This window comes from Variovorax sp. J22P240, assembly GCF_030316855.1.
Lineage (GTDB): Bacteria > Pseudomonadota > Gammaproteobacteria > Burkholderiales > Burkholderiaceae_C > Variovorax.
This window is the reverse complement of record NZ_JASZYR010000004.1, coordinates 371,690-392,221: the sequence shown is the minus strand read 5'-3', so window position 1 is coordinate 392,221 and position 20,532 is coordinate 371,690. Positions and strand designations below refer to the sequence as shown.

21 protein-coding genes are annotated in these 20,532 nt (G+C 66.8%); 5 read left to right on the top strand and 16 right to left on the bottom strand.

The genetic code is table 11. The features are described from left to right. Positions 1 to 23 precede the first annotated feature (23 nt). Positions 24 to 1,379 carry a tetratricopeptide repeat protein gene (locus tag QTI24_RS14445; protein WP_286601410.1) on the top strand — a complete coding sequence of 452 codons (1,356 nt, stop codon included), beginning with the start codon at positions 24 to 26 and terminating at the stop codon, positions 1,377 to 1,379. An 11-nt stretch (positions 1,380 to 1,390) separates the two neighbouring features. On the opposite strand, the gene glxR is transcribed toward QTI24_RS14445, so the two are convergent. From glxR to QTI24_RS14405, 8 genes are all read right to left on the bottom strand, one after another. Further along, positions 1,391 to 2,269: a 2-hydroxy-3-oxopropionate reductase gene (glxR, locus tag QTI24_RS14440; protein ID WP_286601314.1), complete on the bottom strand. Its 879-nt coding sequence runs from the start codon at positions 2,267 to 2,269 to the stop codon at positions 1,391 to 1,393. A 19-nt stretch (positions 2,270 to 2,288) separates the two neighbouring features. Further along, positions 2,289 to 3,077 (bottom strand): HpcH/HpaI aldolase family protein, encoded by a 789-nt coding sequence (locus QTI24_RS14435; RefSeq protein WP_286601313.1) that lies wholly within the window; start codon positions 3,075 to 3,077, stop codon positions 2,289 to 2,291. A gap of 38 nt (positions 3,078 to 3,115) precedes the next feature. Then, the gene (gene gudD, locus QTI24_RS14430) at positions 3,116 to 4,447 is read right to left on the bottom strand and encodes a glucarate dehydratase (RefSeq protein ID WP_286601312.1); all 1,332 of its coding nucleotides are present in this window, start codon (positions 4,445 to 4,447) and stop codon (positions 3,116 to 3,118) included. Positions 4,448 to 4,472: 25 nt separating this feature from the next. Continuing rightward, a complete protein-coding gene (locus QTI24_RS14425) occupies positions 4,473 to 5,435 on the bottom strand; it encodes a Bug family tripartite tricarboxylate transporter substrate binding protein (RefSeq protein WP_286601310.1) in 963 nt (320 codons plus the stop codon). Between the two features lie 98 nt (positions 5,436 to 5,533). Further along, entirely contained in the window at positions 5,534 to 6,565 is a 1,032-nt protein-coding gene (locus QTI24_RS14420; RefSeq protein ID WP_286601309.1) for a LacI family DNA-binding transcriptional regulator, read from the bottom strand. A gap of 27 nt (positions 6,566 to 6,592) precedes the next feature. Beyond that, on the bottom strand, positions 6,593 to 7,399 hold the full coding sequence (locus tag QTI24_RS14415; protein WP_286601307.1) for a phytanoyl-CoA dioxygenase family protein: 807 nt from the start codon (positions 7,397 to 7,399) through the stop codon (positions 6,593 to 6,595). 36 nt (positions 7,400 to 7,435) lie between these two features. Continuing rightward, positions 7,436 to 8,815, bottom strand: a complete 1,380-nt coding sequence (locus QTI24_RS14410; RefSeq protein WP_286601306.1) for an amidase family protein — start codon at positions 8,813 to 8,815, stop codon at positions 7,436 to 7,438. Positions 8,816 to 8,933: 118 nt separating this feature from the next. Continuing rightward, positions 8,934 to 9,605, bottom strand: coding sequence for a histidine phosphatase family protein (locus tag QTI24_RS14405; RefSeq protein WP_286601304.1), 672 nt, complete (start codon positions 9,603 to 9,605; stop codon positions 8,934 to 8,936). A 63-nt stretch (positions 9,606 to 9,668) separates the two neighbouring features. On the opposite strand from QTI24_RS14405, the gene QTI24_RS14400 reads away from it, so the two are divergent. Next, positions 9,669 to 10,379, top strand: a complete 711-nt coding sequence (locus tag QTI24_RS14400) for an alpha/beta fold hydrolase (RefSeq protein WP_286601301.1) — start codon at positions 9,669 to 9,671, stop codon at positions 10,377 to 10,379. A gap of 12 nt (positions 10,380 to 10,391) precedes the next feature. Here the strand turns inward: QTI24_RS14400 and pcp are convergent, their stop codons facing one another. The 8 genes from pcp to QTI24_RS14360 all read right to left on the bottom strand — a co-directional run bounded on the left by pcp (position 10,392) and on the right by QTI24_RS14360 (position 17,623). Beyond that, positions 10,392 to 11,057 carry a pyroglutamyl-peptidase I gene (gene pcp, locus QTI24_RS14395; protein WP_286601300.1) on the bottom strand — a complete coding sequence of 222 codons (666 nt, stop codon included), beginning with the start codon at positions 11,055 to 11,057 and terminating at the stop codon, positions 10,392 to 10,394. Continuing rightward, positions 11,054 to 11,794: a 5-oxoprolinase subunit PxpA gene (gene pxpA, locus QTI24_RS14390; RefSeq protein ID WP_286601299.1), complete on the bottom strand. Its 741-nt coding sequence runs from the start codon at positions 11,792 to 11,794 to the stop codon at positions 11,054 to 11,056. Before pxpA ends, pcp begins: the two co-directional genes overlap by 4 nt. Beyond that, the gene (locus QTI24_RS14385; RefSeq protein ID WP_286601297.1) at positions 11,784 to 12,824 is read right to left on the bottom strand and encodes a 5-oxoprolinase subunit C family protein; all 1,041 of its coding nucleotides are present in this window, start codon (positions 12,822 to 12,824) and stop codon (positions 11,784 to 11,786) included. The genes pxpA and QTI24_RS14385 overlap by 11 nt, the downstream gene beginning before the upstream one ends. Continuing rightward, complete coding sequence (gene pxpB, locus QTI24_RS14380; RefSeq protein WP_286601295.1) at positions 12,824 to 13,486, bottom strand: 5-oxoprolinase subunit PxpB; 663 nt, start codon at positions 13,484 to 13,486, stop codon at positions 12,824 to 12,826. The genes QTI24_RS14385 and pxpB overlap by 1 nt, the downstream gene beginning before the upstream one ends. Before the next feature lie 85 nt (positions 13,487 to 13,571). Continuing rightward, positions 13,572 to 14,075 (bottom strand): pantetheine-phosphate adenylyltransferase, encoded by a 504-nt coding sequence (gene coaD, locus QTI24_RS14375; protein ID WP_286601294.1) that lies wholly within the window; start codon positions 14,073 to 14,075, stop codon positions 13,572 to 13,574. A gap of 44 nt (positions 14,076 to 14,119) precedes the next feature. Continuing rightward, positions 14,120 to 14,764, bottom strand: coding sequence for an RsmD family RNA methyltransferase (locus tag QTI24_RS14370; RefSeq protein WP_286601292.1), 645 nt, complete (start codon positions 14,762 to 14,764; stop codon positions 14,120 to 14,122). A gap of 28 nt (positions 14,765 to 14,792) precedes the next feature. After that, positions 14,793 to 16,151 carry a M16 family metallopeptidase gene (locus tag QTI24_RS14365; RefSeq protein ID WP_286601291.1) on the bottom strand — a complete coding sequence of 453 codons (1,359 nt, stop codon included), beginning with the start codon at positions 16,149 to 16,151 and terminating at the stop codon, positions 14,793 to 14,795. Positions 16,152 to 16,168: 17 nt separating this feature from the next. After that, entirely contained in the window at positions 16,169 to 17,623 is a 1,455-nt protein-coding gene (locus tag QTI24_RS14360; protein ID WP_286601289.1) for a M16 family metallopeptidase, read from the bottom strand. 29 nt (positions 17,624 to 17,652) lie between these two features. Here QTI24_RS14360 and ftsY point away from each other — a divergent pair, with 29 nt between their 5' ends. From ftsY to rpoH, 3 genes are all read left to right on the top strand, one after another. Beyond that, positions 17,653 to 18,900, top strand: coding sequence for a signal recognition particle-docking protein FtsY (gene ftsY / locus QTI24_RS14355; protein ID WP_286601288.1), 1,248 nt, complete (start codon positions 17,653 to 17,655; stop codon positions 18,898 to 18,900). Between the two features lie 69 nt (positions 18,901 to 18,969). Next, positions 18,970 to 19,431 (top strand): Mpo1 family 2-hydroxy fatty acid dioxygenase, encoded by a 462-nt coding sequence (locus tag QTI24_RS14350; RefSeq protein ID WP_286601286.1) that lies wholly within the window; start codon positions 18,970 to 18,972, stop codon positions 19,429 to 19,431. A gap of 146 nt (positions 19,432 to 19,577) precedes the next feature. Beyond that, a complete protein-coding gene (rpoH, locus tag QTI24_RS14345; protein ID WP_286601285.1) occupies positions 19,578 to 20,519 on the top strand; it encodes an RNA polymerase sigma factor RpoH in 942 nt (313 codons plus the stop codon). The last annotated feature ends 13 nt before the right edge of the window (positions 20,520 to 20,532 follow it).

Below are 20,532 nucleotides of genomic sequence, written 5' to 3'. Positions count from 1 at the left end.
ACTCTCCGAGCCACGCCCCAGGAATCGCCTTGAGTTCAACCACCCGCTTCACCGACAGCCTCGGCAATCCGATCAGCCTTGCCGACCCGACGAGCACGGGCGCGGTCAACGCCTTCGTCGAAGGCTTCATCTCGTGTGAAGCGAGAGCGGTGGACGTGCTCGCGGCCCAGAATGATCCGAGCCCGATCGTGCAGGCCTACTGCGCCACCCTGCACCTGTTCGCGGAATCGCGCGATGCGGCATCCAATGCACGGCCATTCATCGAACGCGCACAGGCTGCCGCCGCAACGGCCACGCCCCGCGAACAGCGCTATATCGCCGCCGTCGTGGCCTGGGCAGACGGCGACATCGCCCAGGCGATCGCGCTCCATCACGAGCAGGCCCGCGAGCACCCGCGCGACCTGGCCTCGCTCAAGCTCGGGCAGTACCACTGCTTCAACACCGGCGACTGTCCCGGCATGCTGCGGCTTGCGCTCGCAGCGCTGCCGGCCGCGGGCGACGTGCCCTACCTGCACGGCATGGCGGCCTTCGGCTACGAGCAATGCCATCTGATGCGCGATGCCGAGACCAGTGCGCGCCGGGCGATTTCAATGGAGCGCAAGGAGCCCTGGGCGCACCACGCGCTGGGCCATGTGATGCTGACCGAGGGCCGCCTGACCGAAGGCCTGGCGTTCATGCGCAGCGTGAGCGACACCTGGGTCGGCCTCAATTCCTTCATGGTCACGCACAACTGGTGGCACGTGGCCCTCTTCCTGATCGACCTCGGGCGCGATGCGGAGGCGCTGGAGGTCTACGACCGGCAGGTGTGGGGTGTGGTCAAGGAATATTCGCAGGACCAGATCGGGGCTGTCTCGCTGCTCGCGCGTTTCGAATTGGCGGGCATCGATGTCGGCGACCGCTGGGTAGACCTCGCCGACCATCTGGCGCTGCGGCTCGACGATCACGTGCTGCCGTTTCTCGATTTGCAGTATCTGTATGGATTGGCGCGCGCCGATCGACCCGAGGCCGACAGACTGATGCGCAACATCGAAGCATTTGCACCGAAAGCGCCGCCGTCGACGCGCGATGCATGGCAACGCGTGTGCGTACCGGCTGCGCAGGGGCTGCGCGCCCATGCCCGCGGCGATTTCAACTCGGCGATCGAGGGGCTGGGACTTGCGCTGCCCCGCCTCATCGAGATCGGCGGCAGCCATGCGCAGCGGGACTTGTTCGAGCAGGTCTACCTCGATGCCCTGATCCGGAATGGCACCGAGGCGACGCTGACGGGCGCACAAGGCATCCTGCAGCAGCAGGTCAACGGGCAGCCCGAATCCACGCGACTGCGCCGGCAGGCCGAGGCGGTCTATGCGCGCCTCGGGCTGCCGGCGTTCAATCGTTGAACAGTGCCGCGTCAGTCCGGCGCGACTTCGTGCGCCGCCATCTGCTCCAGCGCCTTGACGAGCGCCGAGTGGTCCAGCTGATCCCACCCGTGGGCAGCGCAGGACTGCATCAGCTGCGCAGCGGAAGCGGTCTGAGGTAGCGCCACTCCCATCGACTTCGCGCCAGCCAGTGCAAGGCTCAGGTCCTTCTGGTGCAGTGCGATGCGGAAGCCGGGGTTGAAGGTGCGCTTGATCATGCGCTCGCCATGCACTTCGAGGATGCGGCTGGCCGCGAATCCGCCCATCAGCGCCTGACGCACCTTGGCCGGATCGGCGCCGGCCTTGCTTGCGAACAGCAGCGCCTCGCCCACGGCGGCGATGTTGAGCGCCACGATGATCTGGTTGGCCACCTTGGTGGTCTGGCCGTCGCCGTTGCCGCCGACCAGCGTGATGTTCTTGCCCATGGCCTCGAACAGCGGCTTGGCGCGCTCGAACACCGCCTCTTCGCCGCCGACCATGATGGTCAGGCTCGCCGCCTTGGCGCCCACTTCACCGCCGGAGACGGGGGCGTCGAGGTAGTCGCAGCCGAGTTCGTTGATCTTCTTCGCGAAGCGCTTGGTCTCGATCGGCGCGATCGAGCTCATGTCGATCACGAGCTTGCCCTTCGTGAGACCGGAGGCAACGCCGTCCTCGCCGAACAGCACCGTCTCGACGTCCGGCGTGTCCGGCAGCATCAGGACCACGACATCGGCCGCGCGCGCGACATCGGCGTTGGTCGCGCAGGCAGTGGCTGTCTTCAGCGCGTCGGGCACCTTGCTGCGCGTGCGCACGAACATCTCGTGGCCGGCCTGCATGAGGTTCTGCGCCATCGGCGCGCCCATGATGCCGAGTCCGATGAATCCGATTTTCATGTTGAAGTCCCTTTCAGTTTCAGTAGGAGGTGGAGCCGGGTGCGGCCGGCTTGGCGCGCATCTTCGCGAGCACCTGCTGGGCGCCTGCGGCGATGAGCCGCGCGTCGGAGCTGACGGTGACGAACTGGAAACCCTTGGCCACACGCGCCAGCGCACCCTCGGGCGTGCCATTGTGGATACCGGCGACCAGGCCGTGCGCCTTTGCGCGCTCGAGCACGTGGTCGATGGCTTGCGCGACCGGCGGATCGACGTCGTCGAATACCGGCCGGCAGCCGAGCGCGAGCGACAGGTCCGAAGGGCCGATGTAGACCGCGTCCAGCCCCTCGACCGACATGATCGCGTCGAGGTTTTCGAGCGCTTGCGCCGTCTCGATCATCGCGAAGGTGACGATGGTGTCGTTGGCGTGCTGCGCATAGTCCGAGCCGCCATAGAGCAAGGCCCGCACCGGCCCGAAACTGCGCGTCCCGCGTGGTGCGTAGTGGGTGTAGGCCACGAGCCGCGCGGCCTCGTCGGCCGTGCTGATCATCGGGCAGATGACGCCGTAGGCGCCGGCATCCAGCGCCTTCATGAGCGCGCTCGGCTCGAGCCACGGCACGCGCACCACCGGCACGGTGTCGGTGGTGGAGATGGCCTGCAGCATCGGGATCATCGACTGGTAGTCGACCACGCCGTGCTGCAGGTCGATGGTCAGCGAATCCCAGCCCTGGTGGGCCATGGTCTCGGCGGAAAAGCCGTTGGGAATCGCAAGCCAGCCGTTGACGGCGGCCCCTCCTGATTTCCACAGCGTTCGCAAGCGGTTCTCTCTCATGGGGCGCTCCTTGGTTTTGTGATCAGGCGACCCCGGGCTCAGCGGTCGAAAGCCGGACGCTTCGGGTTGAAGGTCCAGCCGGGAATCAGGCTCTGCATGGCCACAGCGTCGTCGCGCGCGCCCAGGCCATGCTGCTTGTAAAGCTGGTGCGCCTTCTCGACTTCGGCCATGTCGAGTTCGACGCCGAGACCTGGCTTTTTCGGCACCTGCACGAGCCCGCCTTCGATGCGCAACGGGTCCTTGGTCAGCCGCTGCCCATCCTGCCAGATCCAGTGAGTGTCGATCGCGGTCACGCGGCCCGGCGCGGCGGCGCCCACCTGCGTGAACATGGCAAGCGAGACGTCGAAGTGGTTGTTGGAATGAGATCCCCAGGTCAGGCCCCAGTCCCGGCAGGTCTGCGCAACGCGCACCGAGCCCGCCATCGTCCAGAAGTGCGGATCGGCCAGCGGAATGTCGACCGATTGCAGCGCCAGCGCGTGGGTCATCTGGCGCCAGTCGGTGGCGATCATGTTCGTGGCCGTCGGCAAGCCGGTGGCACGCCGGAACTCGGCCATCACTTCGCGGCCCGAGAAGCCTTCCTCGGCGCCGCAGGGGTCTTCGGCATAAGCGACGACGCCGCGCATATCGCGCATCAGGCGGATCGCATCCTTCAGCAGCCAGCCACCGTTCGGGTCGAGCGTGACGCGCGCCTCCGGAAAGCGCTCGTGCAGCGCCGTCACGGCTTCGATTTCCTCTTCGCCCCGCAGCACGCCGCCCTTGAGCTTGAAGTCATTGAAGCCGTAGCGCTCGCGCGCCGCTTCGGCCAGGCGAACGATGGCTTCGGGCGTCATGGCCTTCTCATGGCGCAGCCGTGACCATGCGTTGTCGGCCTCGGCCTCGCGGGCGTAGGGGAGATCGGACTTGTCGCGGTCGCCGACGAAGAAGAGGTAGCCCAGCATCTCGACCGCATCGCGCTGCTGCCCTTCTCCGAGCAGTGCGGCGACGGGCACTTCCAGGTGCTGGCCCAGCAGGTCGAGCAGCGCGGATTCGATGGCAGTCACAGCGTGAATCGTCGTGCGCAGGTCGAAGGTCTGCAGGCCGCGGCCGCCGGAGTCGCGGTCGGCAAACTTCTTCTGAACCTGCTGCAGCACGCGCTGATGTGCGCCGATGGGCTGGCCGACGACGAGGTCGCGGGCGTCGTCGAGCGTCTGGCGGATCTTCTCGCCACCCGGCACTTCGCCCACGCCGGTGCGGCCGGCGTTGTCGGTGAGGATCAGCAGGTTGCGCGTAAAGAACGGACCGTGCGCGCCGCTGAGGTTGAGCAGCATGCTGTCGCGGCCGGCGACCGGGATCACGCGCAGTTCGGTAATGACAGGGGTGGAAGTGGACATGGGATTCGCTCAGGACGGTTGACTGTCAATCGATGGTGATCTTGCCGGTCTCGATCACCTTCTTCCAGCGCGCGAACTCCTGCTGCTGAAAGGCCGCGAACTGGGCCGGCGTGTTGGCGACGACTTCGAGGCCGATCGCCACGAATTGCTGCTTGACCGCCGGGTCATTGAGTGCAGCGGCCATCGCATCGTGCGCCTTGGTGCGCACGGCAGGCGGCAGGCCCTTGGGCGCCACGATCGCCTGCCACGAATACACCTCGACGTTCTTGACGCCCGCTTCGGCGATGGTAGGCACATCAGGCAGCACAGGCGAGCGTTTTTCGCCGGTGACAGCCAGCGCCCTGAGCTTGCCGGCGTTGATGTTCTGAACGACCGCGTTGACGTTCTGGAACGAAGCCTCCACCTGGCCGCCGAGCAGATCGGTAATGGCCGGCGCGCCGCCCTTGTACGGCACATGAAGGCCGCTGGTGCCGGTCTGCTGCCAGAACAACTCGGCGGTGAGGTGGTCGCTCGAACCATTGCCCGAGGACGCGAAGGTCATCTTCCCGGGATTTGCCTTGAGATAGGCGATCACGTCGGCCACGGTCTTGTGCGGCGACTTTGCGGGCACGACCAGCACGTTGGGCGCCTGCACCGCCACGGTGATGAGATCGAAATCCTTCAGCGCGTCGTATTGCATGCCCTTGATGAGGTGCGGCGCGATCACGAGCGGGCCGAGCGAAGTCACGAGAAAGGTCGAGCCGTCCGGCGCCGAGCGCTTGACCTGCGCGGCGCCGATGGTGCCCGTGGCACCCGCCTTGTTGTCGACCAGGAAAGGCTGGCCCAGTTTGTCGGTGAGCTTGGGACCGATGGCGCGCGCGACCATGTCGGTCGACCCGCCAGCCGGGAATGGCACGACGAGCGTCACCGGCTTTTGCGGCCAGTCCTGTGCGTGGACAGACGTTGCTGCGGCCAAGCCGATGGCGAGGATGGTCAGAAGGGACTTCATGCGTTTTGCCTCTTTCATGGTAGCGCTATCTTTTGGAGATCAAATGATAGCGCTACCGTTCTGGCGTGCCTAGCGACCCGACTAGGGGTTTATACGGATCAGGTGCTTGCGCGATCGACGATCGAAAAGCCGACGTCGACGGACCGCGGTCCGGTCTGATGGCCCTCAGCGCGGTCCACGATGAACTGCGCGGCGGTGCGGCCGATCGTGGCGCCGTCGATGCGGACGGTCGTCAAGGCGGGATGCAGGTCTGCGGAAAACTCGAGGTCTCCGAAACCGACGACCGCCAGTTGCTCCGGCACCGCGATGCCTCGCGATTGAGCTTCGACCATCAGGCCCAGCGCGACCAGGTCGGAACTGCAGAACACGCCGTCGATGTCCGGAACATCGCCGAGCAGTGCGGCCAGCGCACCGCGCCCGCTTTTCAGCGTGGTCGGCGCGGGCACTTGGATGACGGGAACATCGCGCAGCCCCGCCGCGCGCGCCGCCTCCCTGAAAGCTTGGTGGCGCCGCTGCGAGCGCTCGTCGTCGCCGGCCACCACGGCGAGCCGGCGTCGGCCCTTCCGGTAAAGAAAGTCGACCACGGCCCGGCCCACGTCAGGATGCGAAAAGCCCACGATCATGTCCAGCGGTGTCGGCGTGAGATCCCAGGTCTCGACCACCGGAATGCCAGCGGCGAGCAGGCGCTTGCGCCCCTCGGGCGAATGCATGATGCCGGTCAGCACGATGCCGTCGGGCCGGCGCCCGATGATGGCTTCGAGCAAAGCGTCTTCCCGCGAATCGACATAGCCGCTCTGGCCAAGCATCAGTTGATAGCCTCGCTCCGCGAGGGCTTCAGTCAGCGATTGCACCGTCTGGAGGAACACGGGGCCAGTCATCGTGGGCACCACCGCGGCAACCAGGCGGCTGCGGGTCGACGCCAGCCCGCCAGCGAGCACGTTGCGCACATAGCCGGTGCGCCCGACGGCGTCGGTGACTTTCTTCAGGACCTCGGCCGAGACCTGCTTGGGCGAACTCAGTGCGCGCGATGCCGTGATGGGCGCGACGCCCGCGAGCTTTGCGACGTCGTGCAGGGTGACTGCGCCGCTTCCCCGCCGGGCGCGTCGAACAGAGGTGCCGTCTTTGCTCATCGGCACATTCTAGGTGCAACGATAGCGCTACCGTTTCCGATGTCCCACTTCGAAATCGTTGCGGCCGCTACGATCCACCCCCTTCAGCAGCCAGAGCGGGCGCTGCGCGAAATTGACTGCCAGGCCGGTCTTTCCGTCTGCCGGGCGCAGATCGCGCTCGAACACCGAGGTCGACGGCATGTAGCGCAGCGCCACGCCGGTGCGGCGTTTGGCTGACGTGTTGGCTTGGGCGCCGTGGATCATGTAAACGTCGTGCAGCGACATCTGGCCCGGCTGCAGTTCCAATTCGACGGCGGCAGCCTCGTCGAAGCTGCCCGCGGCCATGCGCTGATTCAGGGTGAGGTCCGTGCGGTCTTCGTGCAGGTGCTCGCGCAGCACCTGCGCGCGATGGGATCGAGGAATGACGCGCAGGCAGCCGTTCTCGGCCGTCGACTCCTCCAATGCAACCCAGACGGTGCAGTTGGCCAGCGGCCGGATGGGCCAGTAGTGGCCGTCCTGGTGCCAGGGCGTTTCGTACCCTTCGGCCGGCGGCTTGCAAAAGACATGGCAGCCCCAGAGGATCACGTCGTCCCCGATCACCCCGGAAACGAGTTCGACGATTTCCGGGTCCATTGCCAGTTCGAGAAACTGACGGCTGCCGCGTACGCCCTCGCCGTTTTCGCCCTCGATGTGCGCGGAAACGAGCTTTTCGGGGCGCACGCCGGGGTTGTCGCGGATCAGTGCGTCGAGCGCCTCGCGCATCGCCGCGACGCGGCGCGGCGGGAGCCGGAATTGCGGGATCACCCAGCCTTCGCTCTGGTAGTGCTCGACTTCTTGCGTGGACATGCGGGCCATGGATGCGTCTCCTCGGAGGCGCCCATTATGGGGAGATCAGTCGCCGAACGCGGGTGGCGCCACGAAGCCGCCGAACTCGCGCTCCATGGCCTGCGCGAAGGCGATGGGCGTGCGATCTTCGAGGCGCGGGCCGATGATCTGCATGCCGATCGGCAGCCCCTCGTCGCTCAGGCCCATCGGCATGGCCGTCGACGGCAGTCCGGTGAGGGTGGCGATGCTGGACCATGCGGACTGATCCTTGTACGGAATCTCCCGGTCGTCGATGCGCAGCCGACGCGTCTCCATATCGCTGTGATCGTGCAGGAATGCGGGTGTCGGCATGACGGGGCACAGGATGACGTCCCACGCCTCGAAGAACGCCCGCCAACGATGCGCGATGCCCATGCGCGCGCGGTCTGCCTGGATCCAGTCGCGATGGCCGATGCCGGCCTCACCCGGCATGTCGGCAGTGATCAGCGCCCACATCAACTGGCCCCACAGCGATGTAACGCGTTCGAGGTCCGGCAGCAGAGGGCTCGAATGTTCGACCCGGCAACCGATCCGGGCCAAGTTGTCGCCCACGCGCCGCAACGACGCGCGCACGGCCTTCGACGTAGTCACCATCGGATGCTCGTCGAGCACCAGCACGCGAAACGCCTTGAGCGCCGTCTGCCGCGCGGGCGGCAGCGCGAGCCTGTAGGCAACCGCATCGGCATCGTCCGGCCCTGCGACGATATCGAGCGCCAACGCCAGATCGACTGCACTCCGCGCCATCGGGCCCGCCACGGCCAGGTCGATCTGGCCGCCGACGGACAGTTCCGGCGTACCCGGCGGCGCGCAACCGCGCATCGGGACGAGACCGTGCGAGGGCTTGTGCGCAAAGACGCCGCAGCAATGCGCCGGCACGCGCAGCGAACCGCCCAGGTCCGTGCCGAACTCCAGCGGCACATAGCCCGCCGCCAACGCAGCCGCGCTGCCGCCGGACGAACCGCCCGGCGTGCGAGCCAGGTCCCAGGGGTTGTTCGTCGTGCCGAAGATCGGATTCGAACTCTGCCAGTCCGCCAGATGCATTGCGACGTTGGTCTTGCCGATCACGATGGCGCCCGCGGCCTTCAGGCGGCGGACCACGACCGCATCCTGGGCGGCGACTGCGTTCTCCGTGCCGGGTATGCCCCAGGTCGTCGGCAGGCCGGCCACGTTGAAGGCGTCCTTGACCGTGACGGGCACGCCCAGGAGCGGCAGGCGCTCGCCACGCGCGAGTGCGGCATCAGCCGCCGCGGCTGACGATCGCGCACGTTCGAAATCGCGCGTCACGACAGCGTTGATCTGGGAATCGAACTTCTCGATGCGCTCGATCGAGCGGTTCAGCAGTTCAACCGAGGAGATTCGCCCGGCCCGGAGAGCGGCGGCGAGTTCGGCGGCAGTCGCGTAGTTCATCGGCATCCATCGGGTGGGTTGCACACGCGCCAATGATGCAGGCGCGGGTGTGTGGATGCTTGATCTTCGTTGCTGCGTGCTTGACGAATCTTGCGCAACGGCCGCTACGCACCGCGCTCTACTTCTTCAGGTGTCGGCGCTGGTCGTAGGTGGGTTGCGCCGGCAGGTCGGCCAGATGCCGGGTGTCGGCCCAGTCGACGATCTCGAGCAGCGAAGGCGCCGTGGTGTCGGCGATGCGGATGCGGTTGAAGCCCGCATTGGGGATGTCGCTCTGCCGTGGTCCGTTCAGGCCCAGACCGCGCGCCGTGCGCCAAACCATGTCGAGCACACCGCCGTGGGTGACCACCAGCACGTTCTGCCCTTCATGCTCGACCGCGATCCGTCCGAGTGCCTCCATGATGCGAGCGTGGAACTGGCGCGGCGACTCGCCTTCGGGCATGGCGTGGTCCTCGCGGAACTCGAGCCAGTCTTCCCACGCGCGCGGGTGCAGGTTCTGGATCTCGTCGGCGCGCATGCCCTCGACCACGCCGAAGTTCTGCTCCCGCAACGCCACCGAGGTGACGATCTCCAAGTCGAGCTGGCGCGAAGCCGGTGCAGCCGTCTGCTGTGCGCGCGTGAGGTCGCTGCTGATCAGGTGCTGCACCGACTCACCCGCCATCCGGAGCCCGAGCCGGCGGGCCTGCTCGTGGCCCATGTCGTTGAGAGGCACGTCGATGTGGCCCTGGAAGCGGAGTTCGCGGTTCCAGTCGGTTTCGCCATGGCGGATCAGGATGAGTTCGGTGCTGGGCATTGGCTGATTGTCACCCCCGGCCGTGTCCACTTCGTGTAGCCGCCGTTCAACGAGAATCCGCGGATGCCTACTCTTGTCCTGCTGCCGGGGCTCGCCTGTGACGAACGCCTCTGGGAGGCCCAGCTGCCCGCCCTGCCCTCGGCGCTCGACGTTCGCGTGAGCGACGTTCATATGCGCCATGACCGGATCGAGGCCATGGCCGCGACCTTGCTGGTGGAGCACCCTGGCCCGCTGATCCTGTGCGGCGCATCGATGGGCGGGATGATCGCCATGGAAGCAGCCCGGCAAGCCCCCGAACGCGTCGTCGGGTTGGCTCTGCTCGGCACCAATGCGCGGCCGGAAACGCCCGACATGTACAAGCTGCGCGAGTCGGCCATCGAACTGTTCGAACGCGGCGAGGCACGCGACGTGATCGAGCTCAACGCCGGATTCGCCTTCCACCCCACGCAAGCCGGCGACCCTGCACTGGTGCGGCGCTATGTCGAGCTGGTGCTCGATGCCGGCGCGGCGCAATTGGTGCGCCAGAACCGCGCGCTGATGGAGCGGCCCGATGCGCGACCGCACCTTTCCGGCCTGCGCTGTCCGGTGCTCGTGCTGTGTGGCGACAGCGACCGCCTTACGCCGCCGGAGTGCTCGCGCGAGATCGCCGCGTTGATGCCCCATGCCGAACTGGTGTGGGTCGCGCATTGCGGCCACATGCTCACGATGGAAAAGCCAGAGTTCGTCAACACCACGCTCGGCCCCTGGTTGCAGCGACTGGTCGCAGACGCCTGAGCCTGCGCAGACTCAATGCAGCAGGCCACCCGTCTCGCGCACATCTTCCCGAACGGACAGTGACGTCCTGACGGCGATGCGCAGCGCAGCGATCACCGTCTCCAGCGCCATGCTCGGCAATCCAGGGAGGCGTGCCACCTGCTCGGGCAGGTAGGGAATGTGGATGAAGCCGCCCCGCATGCCGGGCACCGGCCGGGTCGCGATGCGATGCATCAGGCCGAAGAACAGGTGATTGCAGACGAAGGTGCCGGCCGAGTTCGACACCGAAGCCGGAATGCCGCCCGCGCGCAGGTCGCGCACGATGGCCTTGATCGGCAGGGTCGCGAAGTAAGCGACGGGCGCACCGGCCACCACGGGCATGTCGATCGGCTGGCAACCGGCGTTGTCGCAGATGCGGCCATCGTCGACATTGATCGCCACGCGCTCGGGCGTGATCTCGCTGCGTCCCCCCGCCTGGCCGATGCCGAGCACCAGTTGCGGCTGCAGCTCGTCGATTGCCGAATCGAGTTCGCGCAGTGCGGCGCCGAACACGCAGGACACGCGGCGCACATGCACAGTCGCCCCTTCGCAGCGCCAGCCATCGAGCGCGCGCACCGCCTCCCACGAGGGATTGATGGCGTCCTTGTCGAAGGGCTCGAAGCCGGTCAGCAGGACGTTCACGACACTGGAAGGGCTCACGCCGTGGCGACCACGGCGATGCCCTCGGCCGCGAGCCGGTCGCGGATGCGGCGCGCGAAGGCCAGCGCATGGGCGCCGTCGCCGTGCAGGCAGACGGTCTGTGCGTTGACGGCCACCACGCTGCCGTCGATGGCGGTCACCTTGTGATCGCGCACCAGGGACAGCGTCTGTGCCAGCGACTGTTCCTCGTCCTCGATCAGCGCGCCGGGCTGGCTGCGCGGGACGAGGCTGCCGTCGGGCTGGTAGCCGCGATCCGCGAACACTTCCTCGACCGGCCTCAGCCCCGCGCGTTCGGCGGCGCTGATCATGCCGCTGCCGGCAAGGCCGAAGAAACGCAGGCCCGGGTCGAAGCGGCGCACCGCCTCGCAGATGGCTTCCGCGAGCACCGGGTCCTTCACCGCCTGGTTGTAGAGCGCCCCATGCGGCTTGACGTGGGCGAGCGTGCCGCCTTCGGCCTTGACGATCGCCGCGAGCGCGCCGACCTGGTAGAGCACGCCGGCGACGATCTCCTCGGGCGGCAGGTTCATCGTGCTGCGGCCGAAGTTCTCGCGGTCGGGAAAGCTCGGGTGCGCGCCGATCGCGACACCGTTGTCGATGGCCCAGCGCACGCACTGCCGCATCGTGTTGGCGTCGCCGGCGTGCCAGCCGCAAGCGATATTGGCCGAACTCACGAGGCCGAGCAGGGCCTCGTCGTTGTCGCAGCCTTCGCCGAGGTCGGCGTTGAGGTCAATCTGCATGGGTTGCTACTCCTTTGGTGGAATTCTGCGCCGGCCATCCCGCGAACACGAGGCCTTGCGCCACCTGCGAAAGATAGCGTCGCTGCCCGTCCCAGGCCGCAAGCGCCTCTGCCGCATCGACCTGCTGGAGGCGCAGTCGGCCGTTGAGAGGCGCCTGCGCCAGCTTCCAGAGATCGGCGCGAATCACCACGCCGATGCGCGGGTAGCCGCCGGTGGTCTGCGCGTCGCCCATCAGGATGATGGGCTGGCCGGAAGGCGGCACCTGGATCGTGCCGGGAATCACGGCCGACGACAGCATGTCCGCGCTGCGCTTGCGCTTGAGTTCGGGGCCTTCCAGACGACTGCCCATTCGGTTGCTCTGCGGCGTGATGCGCCAGGGCTCGCGCCACAGGAGATCGCGCGATGCGATCGTGAACTGCACGAACTCGGGGCCGGGCATGACGCGCAGCACGATCGCCTCGTCTTTCGGGTCGAAACTCCACGCAGGCATCCGCAGGCCGAAGGGGCGCTGAGCCAGTTGGGCCGCGTTCAGGGCCGGTGAACCCAGCATCAACTGGTCGCCCGCCTTCAGCGCCCGGCCTTCGTGTCCACCGAAACCAGCCTTGAGGTCCGTGCTGCGGGAGCCGAGGATCACCGGGACGTCGATGCCGCCCGCAACGGCCAGCCAGGTGCGCAGCCCGTTCTTGGCTTTCGACCGATTCGCACGGCCCAGTTTCAGGGTCTGCCCTGCCACGACCGGCACGCTCCAGCACGGCCACAGCGGTACGCCATCCAGGCAAGCATCGAAGTCGTCGCCCGCGATGGCTATGCGCGTCGCCGTCTCGAAGCGCAATTCGCAGGCCCCCATGGTCAATTCAAGACCAGCCGCACCGTCGGCATTGCCGACCAGGCGATTGGCCAGCACGAGCGCCAAGGTGTCGAGGGCCCCGCCCGGACAGATGCCCAGGTGCCGATGGCCATGGCGCCCCATGTCCTGCACCGAGGCCATCATCCCCGGCCGCAGCACCGTGACGCTTGCACGCGTCGTCATCAGAGTTCCAAGCTTTCCACGACGAAGCGCACGTGATCGCCGGGGCGCAGCAAGGTGGGTTCCGTCGCGCTCGGGTCGAAGAGTTCCAGCGACGTTCGTCCAATCAACTGCCACCCTCCCGGCGAAACCAGCGGATAGATGCCCGTCTGCTCGCCGCCGATGCCCACCGAGCGCGCAGGCACCGCCACCCTCGGCTCGGCACGCCGCGGGGTCGCGAGTTCCGGAGCGAGCCCGCCCATGAATGCGAAGCCGGGCAGAAAGCCCAGCAGGTAGACCACGTAGTCGCCCTCGCTGTGGCGTCGCACGACCTCGGACGGTGTGAGCCCCGTATGCGCGGCAACGTCGGCGAGATCCGGTCCGGCCTCGCCGCCGTAGGCCACTGGAATCTCGATGCGGCGCCCTTGGATCGAAGCCGCGGCCAACTGAGGCCACGCCGACAGCACCTGCATTTCCAGCTCGACCCCATCGATCTGCGCAGAATCGAAGAGCAGAGTCAGGTTGTTCATGCCCGGCAGAACTTCGCGAACGCCCCGCCACTGCAGGGCTTCCGTCGCCAGCGCCCAGATCATCTGCTGCTGCGCCAAGGTCGCAGGCGATGGCAACTCGCACAGGAGCGCCGCCTCGCCCAGGGAGTGGAGTCGGGGCGACGCCGGGCCGGTCATGCCGCCAGCCGCCGGGCCGCCCCAAGGCTGGCGAGCCTCCCCCTCGGGGGGTGGCGAAGTACGCGAAGCGACAAGCCGGGGGGCATCATTCCCGGCCGAGACTGCGGACTTTCGCCATCAGGCTGTCCTGGACGTTCGGCGACACGAACTTGTCGACCTCGCCGCCCAGCATCGCGATCTCGCGCACGAAGGTGCTGGAGATGAACTGGTACTTGTCGCTCGGCGTAAGGAACACGGTTTCGACCTCCGGCATCAGCGAGCGATTCATGCCGGCCAGCTGGAACTCGTAGTCGAAGTCGGTCACGGCGCGCAGGCCGCGCACCATCGCCTTGCCGCCGCGCGCCACGACGAAATCACGCAGAAGCCCCGAAAAGCTCTCGACCGTGACCTGGTCGCTGAACGGACGCACCGCATCGCGCGCCATGTCGATGCGCTCCTGCAGCGTGAAGAGCGCTTTCTTGTGATGACCTGCCGCCACGGCGACGATGACCCGCGAAAAGAGCTGGGTTGCGCGACGCACCACGTCTTCGTGGCCTAGCGTCATGGGGTCGAAGGTGCCGGGGTATACCGCGATCACATTGTTGGACATGCTTGCTTCCTCCTGGTACAGCCGCTGCGGCTAGGTTCGGCGGATTATGCAGCCGCGTCCGGCGCGCGCTGGAGGAGATGTGCGTGCACGGCACCCGCTTTCAGGTAACGGAAGCCGATCAGCCCGAGCGCGGACAGTTCGTCGTCGCTCCATCGGCGAGCCGCCTCCAGGTAGACCACGCCTTCGGGCCGCAAGGCACGCGCGGCGGCGCGCAGCGCCGGGGCATAGAGGGCGGTGTTCTCGAAAGGCGGGTCGAGGAAAACGGCATGCAAGCTGCCCACGGGCGCACGTTCGATGGTGGTGACCCCGTTGCCCCGCTCCACGCGTACGGCTTCGGCAGCGAGCTTGGTCTTGAGCGTCAGCAACTGCGCGACAAGCACGGGGTCCTGTTCACACAGCAGCACCGACCCCGCACCGCGCGACGCGGCTTCCAGGCCCAGCGCGCCCGTGCCGGCGAAGGCATCGACGCAGTGCCAGCCCGGCAGCTCGCCGCCGCCGGCACCGGCCAGGCTCGCCAGCCAGTTGAAGAGCGTTTCGCGCACCCGGTCAGGCGTAGGACGCAGGCCGGGCTTGTCGGCGACGACCAGGCGCGTCCGCTTCCATTGGCCGCCGATGATTCGTACGAAATGCGGTGCCTTGGCAAGCTTGGCAGGCGCGGAAGTGGCAGGTTTTCGAGGCGTTGGTTTCACGCCCAGAGCTTAACGGCAGGCGCGCGCTTCAGGGCTTGCCGCCGCCCACCACCACGGTGACCATTCGCTCCGGCTGCAACTTGCGGGCGAATGCGGCCTTGATGTCCGCCGCCGTGATGGCGTTCATGCGTGCGGTCCAGGTGTCGAGGTAGTCCAGCGGCAGGTCGTTCCACGCGATGTTCGCGACGTTGCCCAGCAGCTTGCGATTGCTGTCGAGCAGCAGAGGGAAACCACCGATGAGGTTGTCCTTGGCTGCCTTCAGTTCGGCAGCGGTCGGGCCCTCGGCGACGAACTTCGCGAGCACGCCGCGCGAGACCTTGACCGCTTCGTCCGCCTGGTCAGGACGCGTCTGGAAGCCGATGCGGAACGCGCCTGCATGCAGCCCTGGCGAGAAGGTGCTGTAGACGCTGTACGCGAGTCCGCGCTTCTCCCGCACCTCTTCGGTCAGCCGCGAGACGAAGCCGCCGCCGCCGAGAACGTAGTTGCCGAGGTTGAGCGCAAAGTGGTCTGGATCGGCGCGACGGTAGCCGGGCTGCCCGATGATCACGTGCGCCTGCGCGGAATCGTGCGGGATGCGCTCTTCCTTCGCGGCAGTGAGCGGCGTCACCTCGGGCACGGAAGGCAGTTCCGCGCACGCGGACGACGAAGACGGCAGGCGGGACAGCAGCGCGGTCGCAATCTCCCCGGCCTGCTCGCGCGTCACCGCGCCGACAATGCTGACCTTGGCGCGACACGGAACGATCAGTTGCTCGTAGCGCTGGCGCATCGTGGCGACGTCGATCTGCGCCAGCGTGGCTTCGGTCGTGTCCAGGCCGTAGGGATGCGTCCCATAGACAGCCTGCGAGAACGCCTTCTCGGCGATCGTGGCGGGCTTTGTGTTGGCCTCCCGGATGGCGGCGTTGATGCGCTCCCGCTCGCGCTTCCACACGTCTTCGGGAAACGCCGGCTCGCCGATCTCGCGCGCGGCGAGGCGCACTGCCTTGTCGAGGAGTTCAGGCTTGGAGAGTGTGCGGAGCGTGAAACTGGTGCGATCCGAGCCGGCGCCCGCGTCGAAGTCGGCGCCCAGGTCCGCCCAGGCTTCGCCGAGGGCGTTCTGGTCCATCGCGGGGTCGCTGCCGCTCGCGCGAATGCCCTTCTCGACCATGCCTGCAGTCACGGACGCAAGGCCCGCCTGCGCGGGAGGATCACGCCGCCCGCCCGCATCGAAGTCGATCTGGACATCGACGATGGGCAACGCGTTGGTGGCTGCAAGATAGACCTTCGCGCCGCTCGGCAGCGTCCAGTGCTGGATCGGGATGGCCGCGTGGGCGCCTGCAGCGAAGACCACCGTGGCGACGGCAAGAACGGTGCGGCGCGAGAGGCGTCGGATATCGGATGGGATGAACATGCGGATTCAGCCTTCTTTCAGCGCAGTTCGCCGGCCGGCGCTGCAGGGCCGCGGGGACGGCGGGTGGTCTCGGGCGGCAGTGGCCGCAGCACGGCGGCGGTGAGCTGGTCGTCGCCGAAGTACTTGGCGGCCACAGCCTGGACCTGTTGTGCCGTCACGCCCTGGAGCCGGTCGATGATGCGGGCGCTCGCGTCGAGCGGCATGCCCTGGACCCAGTTGCTTCCGAGTTCGCGCGCCTGCGACATCACAGAATCGAGCTTGTAGGTTTCGCTGGCGACCCACTGTGTCTTCACGCGGGCCAGCTCGGCCTCGCCAATGCCCTCCCGGGCGATCTTCGCCACTTCGGCGCGCAGTGCGGCTTCGACCGCTTCCGTGGTCTTGCCGGCTGCTGGAACGCCATCCAGCACGAACAACTGCGGGCCGCGACCGACGAAGCCCGAATAGGCGCCGGCCGAATCCGCCACGCGATCGGGCCCCTGCGTCAATGCGCGATCGAGCCGCGAGCCCGGATAGCCGTCGAGCACTGCCGCCAGCACCACCAATGCATAGGGATCGATATCGCCATTGAACTTGTCCGCAGGGTCGATCTGCGGCACGCGGTACGCGAGCGAGACATAAGCCTGCTCGGCAGGCGCCTTGAACTCGACGCGGCGGATGCCGCGCTGCGCGGGCTCGATGCGCGGCTTGCGGACCGGCACCGCACGCGCCGGGATCGAGCCGTAGTACTTCTCGGCCCAGGCACGCACCTTGGCCACGTCGACATCACCGGCCACGACGATCGCCGCGTTGGCCGGGGTGTACCAGTGCTTGAAGAAGGCACGAGCGTCCTCCGGCGTCATCGCATCCAGATCGCTCATCCAGCCGACCACCGGACGGTGGTACGGCGAGGCGGTGAAGACGGCGGCATTCTGCTGTTCGCCGAGCAAGGAGCGTGGCTGGTCTTCGGTGCGCATGCGGCGCTCTTCCTTGACGACCTCGATCTCGCGCTTGAATTCGTCGTCTGCCCACCGGTTGTTGGCGAAACGGTCCGATTCCAGCTTCATCACCTGTTCGAGCTTGTCGGCGGGAATCTGCTGGTAGTAGCCGGTGTAGTCGCGGGTGGTGAATGCGTTTTCTCGCCCGCCGAGCGCGGCCACGCGGCGAGAGAACTCGCCGGGCTTCAGGTCCTTCGTGCCCTTGAACATCATGTGTTCCAGGACGTGCGCCACACCGGAAGTGCCGTCGACCTCGTCCATGGAGCCGACGCGGACCCACAGCATCTGGACCGCCGTAGGCGCCCGGCGGTCGGGCTTGACGATCAAGGTCATGCCGTTGGAGAGCGTGAATTGCTCCGCCGGAACCGGTGCGGTGGATGCAGCCGAAGACGGTGACGAAGGGGAAGTTTGCGCGTGAACGGGCAAAACCCAGGATGCCATCAGCACCGAGGCCAGCACCGCACCAAACGCAGCGCGGCGTGGCAAGGGGTGTTTCATAGAATGGCTCGGATTGTAAAAACCACGCAATGTTCAGTTTCTTCAAGAAAAAACCGCCATCCGAGGCACAAATGCCGTCTCCGGCACCCGCGGAGACGCCGGCGGAGTCGCCTGCAGAGCCGCCGGCGCCGGCCAAGTCGGTCTTTTCACCCTCCACATGGTTCGGCGGAAAGCCCGCGGTGGCAGAGCCGCCACCGCCCGCACCGGTGGCGCCGGTTGCAGCGCCGGTAGCCCCGCCCGTAACGGCGCCAATGCCAGAACTGGCGCCCACCGTCGCGCCCCCTCCCGCTCCCGCGCCCGCACCGGTTGTGTCGGTGGTGCCGGCCCCCGTCCAAACGTCCGCGCCCGCGCCCGCGTCTGCGCCCGAACCTGCACCGGAACGCACCGGCTGGCTCGGAAAGCTCAAGAGCGGCCTGCGCAAGACCGGCAACAGCATCACGGCCGCCTTCGTCAACGCCCAGATCGACGACGCGCTGTATGAAGAGCTCGAGGAAGCCCTCCTGATGGCCGATACCGGCGTCAAGGCGACGGAGCACCTCCTGGAGGACCTCCGCCGCCGGGTCAAGAGCAACATGGCCACCGACGCCGCGCAGGTGAAGGTGCTGCTGGCCGACGCGATCGCCGATTTGCTGCGTCCGCTGGAGAAGTCGCTGGTGATCGGGCAGTACACGCCGACCGTGATCATGGTCGCCGGCGTGAATGGCGCGGGGAAGACCACGTCGATCGGCAAACTCACCAAGCACTTGGCCAACGAAGGCGCTTCGGTGCTGCTGGCGGCGGCCGACACGTTCCGGGCGGCTGCGCGCGAGCAATTGCTGGTCTGGGCCGATCGCAACACGGTGGAGATCGTCAGCCAGGAAGGCGGCGATCCCGCCGCCGTGAGCTTCGATGCAGTCAACGCAGGCAAGGCGCGCGGCAAGGACGTGGTGCTGGTCGACACGGCCGGCCGGCTGCCGACTCAAATCCACCTGATGGACGAGCTCAAGAAGATCAAGCGCGTCGTTGCCCGGGCGGACGCGACCGCGCCGCACGAGATCCTGCTGGTGATCGACGGCAACACCGGGCAGAACGCCCTGGCGCAGGTCAGGGCCTTCGACGAAGCCCTGGGCCTGACGGGGTTGGTCGTCACCAAGCTGGATGGAACGGCCAAGGGTGGCGTCCTGTGCGCAATCGCCCGGGAGCGGCCGATTCCGGTCTATTTCATCGGGGTGGGCGAAAAGCTGGAAGACCTCGAAACCTTCGACGCCCGGGAGTTCGCCCAGGCTCTGCTGGGGTAGAAGTCCCAAGCGACGGGACCGGGGCGATCTGGCATCATCTTCGGCGCAAAAACGAGCCGAGGAGACAACATGAACACCGCAGCCGCGCCGCTGACACGCAGCGACAGAAAAGTCGACCGCCTGCTCGCGCACTATGGCGAAAGCCATCAGAACCCCACCAACGAGGCCATTCACATGGTGGCGATTCCCGCCATCATGTTCAGCATCGTCGGGCTCCTTTTTGCCTTGCACCCCTGGGTGGCCTACGCCTTTGTGGCGGCGAGCCTCGTGTACTACGCGATGCTTCGATCCCCCGCCTTCTTGATCACCATGCTCGTGGGCACCGTCGCGCTCTTGGCGGCGGTCCAGGCACTGGGCGACCTTGTTTTTCCGGTTTCAGCAGCCATCTTCGTCGTGGCGTGGATTTTCCAGTTCATCGGCCACAAGATCGAAGGCAGGAAACCTTCCTTCTTCGAAGACATCCAATACCTTTGGGTCGGCCCGCTGTTCGTCCTGTCGAGGATCTTCCTGCGCCTCGGAATGCGCTGGTAGGCCGGCTTCTCCCCCGATTCGGGGCCTTGCCTATGAACAGAAGCTATCAACCCGATGAAAAATAGGTGGGAACCCTTAGCTTAGCACTCCCTCTAATCGAGTGCTAATATGGTCAGGATATGGCCAAGAACGAAGGAGTTTCCCGAATGACAACACTGTCTGGAGCCTCTGCCAACCAGCTCGCCGTCGCCAATCCGTGGTCGATGGTGCCCCCGCTGGGTAACCTGGACGCCTACATTTCGGCAGCCAACCGGTTGCCGCTGCTGACGCTCGAGGAAGAGCAGGGTTTCGCGCGCAAATTGCGCGACCACAACGACCTCGAAGCCGCCAGTGCGCTGATCCTGTCGCACCTGCGCCTCGTCGTCTCCATTTCGCGCCAATACCTGGGCTACGGGCTGCCGCACGGCGACCTGATCCAGGAGGGCAATGTCGGCCTGATGAAGGCCGTGAAGCGTTTCGACCCCGATCAGGGCGTGCGGCTGGTCAGCTATGCCATGCACTGGATCAAGGCCGAGATTCACGAGTACATCCTCAAGAATTGGCGCATGGTCAAGGTAGCGACGACCAAGGCCCAGCGTAAGCTGTTCTTCAACCTGCGCTCGATGAAGCAGGGCTTCAAGGCCGACTCGGCCGCCGCCGATGGCGGCACGCACCGCGACACGCTGAGCCCGGACGAAGTCTCGCAAATGGCGAGCCGGCTGAACGTGAAGCCGGAAGAAGTGCTGGAGATGGAAACACGCCTCTCCGGTGGCGACGTCCTGCTCGACCCTAGCCCGTCCGACGACGGCGACGAAGGCTTCGGTCCCATTGCCTACCTGGCGGACGCGAGCCAGGAGCCGACGGCCCGGCTCGAATCTCAGCAGCGCGACCGTCTCTCGACCGACGGCATCTCGACCGCCCTGCAATCGCTCGACGATCGCAGCCGCCGCATCGTGGAAGAGCGTTGGCTCAAGGTCAACGACGACGGCTCGGGCGGCATGACGCTGCACGACCTGGCGGCGGTCTACGGCGTGAGCGCCGAGCGCATTCGCCAGATCGAAGTGGCGGCGATGAAGAAGATGAAGAAGGCCCTCGCGGAATACGCCTGAGCGTCTTCCAAAC

Coding starts and splice junctions, on each gene's coding strand:
- glxR (WP_286601314.1), bottom strand. CDS start 2,269: ATGAAAATCGGATTCATCGGACTCGGCATCATGGGCGCGCCGATGGCG.
- QTI24_RS14435 (WP_286601313.1), bottom strand. CDS start 3,077: ATGAGAGAGAACCGCTTGCGAACGCTGTGGAAATCAGGAGGGGCCGCC.
- gudD (WP_286601312.1), bottom strand. CDS start 4,447: ATGTCCACTTCCACCCCTGTCATTACCGAACTGCGCGTGATCCCGGTC.
- QTI24_RS14425 (WP_286601310.1), bottom strand. CDS start 5,435: ATGAAGTCCCTTCTGACCATCCTCGCCATCGGCTTGGCCGCAGCAACG.
- QTI24_RS14420 (WP_286601309.1), bottom strand. CDS start 6,565: ATGAGCAAAGACGGCACCTCTGTTCGACGCGCCCGGCGGGGAAGCGGC.
- QTI24_RS14415 (WP_286601307.1), bottom strand. CDS start 7,399: ATGGCCCGCATGTCCACGCAAGAAGTCGAGCACTACCAGAGCGAAGGC.
- QTI24_RS14410 (WP_286601306.1), bottom strand. CDS start 8,815: ATGAACTACGCGACTGCCGCCGAACTCGCCGCCGCTCTCCGGGCCGGG.
- QTI24_RS14405 (WP_286601304.1), bottom strand. CDS start 9,605: ATGCCCAGCACCGAACTCATCCTGATCCGCCATGGCGAAACCGACTGG.
- QTI24_RS14400 (WP_286601301.1), top strand. CDS start 9,669: ATGCCTACTCTTGTCCTGCTGCCGGGGCTCGCCTGTGACGAACGCCTC.
- pxpA (WP_286601299.1), bottom strand. CDS start 11,794: ATGCAGATTGACCTCAACGCCGACCTCGGCGAAGGCTGCGACAACGAC.
- QTI24_RS14385 (WP_286601297.1), bottom strand. CDS start 12,824: ATGACGACGCGTGCAAGCGTCACGGTGCTGCGGCCGGGGATGATGGCC.
- pxpB (WP_286601295.1), bottom strand. CDS start 13,486: ATGACCGGCCCGGCGTCGCCCCGACTCCACTCCCTGGGCGAGGCGGCG.
- coaD (WP_286601294.1), bottom strand. CDS start 14,075: ATGTCCAACAATGTGATCGCGGTATACCCCGGCACCTTCGACCCCATG.
- QTI24_RS14365 (WP_286601291.1), bottom strand. CDS start 16,151: ATGTTCATCCCATCCGATATCCGACGCCTCTCGCGCCGCACCGTTCTT.
- QTI24_RS14360 (WP_286601289.1), bottom strand. CDS start 17,623: ATGAAACACCCCTTGCCACGCCGCGCTGCGTTTGGTGCGGTGCTGGCC.
- ftsY (WP_286601288.1), top strand. CDS start 17,653: ATGTTCAGTTTCTTCAAGAAAAAACCGCCATCCGAGGCACAAATGCCG.
- QTI24_RS14350 (WP_286601286.1), top strand. CDS start 18,970: ATGAACACCGCAGCCGCGCCGCTGACACGCAGCGACAGAAAAGTCGAC.
- rpoH (WP_286601285.1), top strand. CDS start 19,578: ATGACAACACTGTCTGGAGCCTCTGCCAACCAGCTCGCCGTCGCCAAT.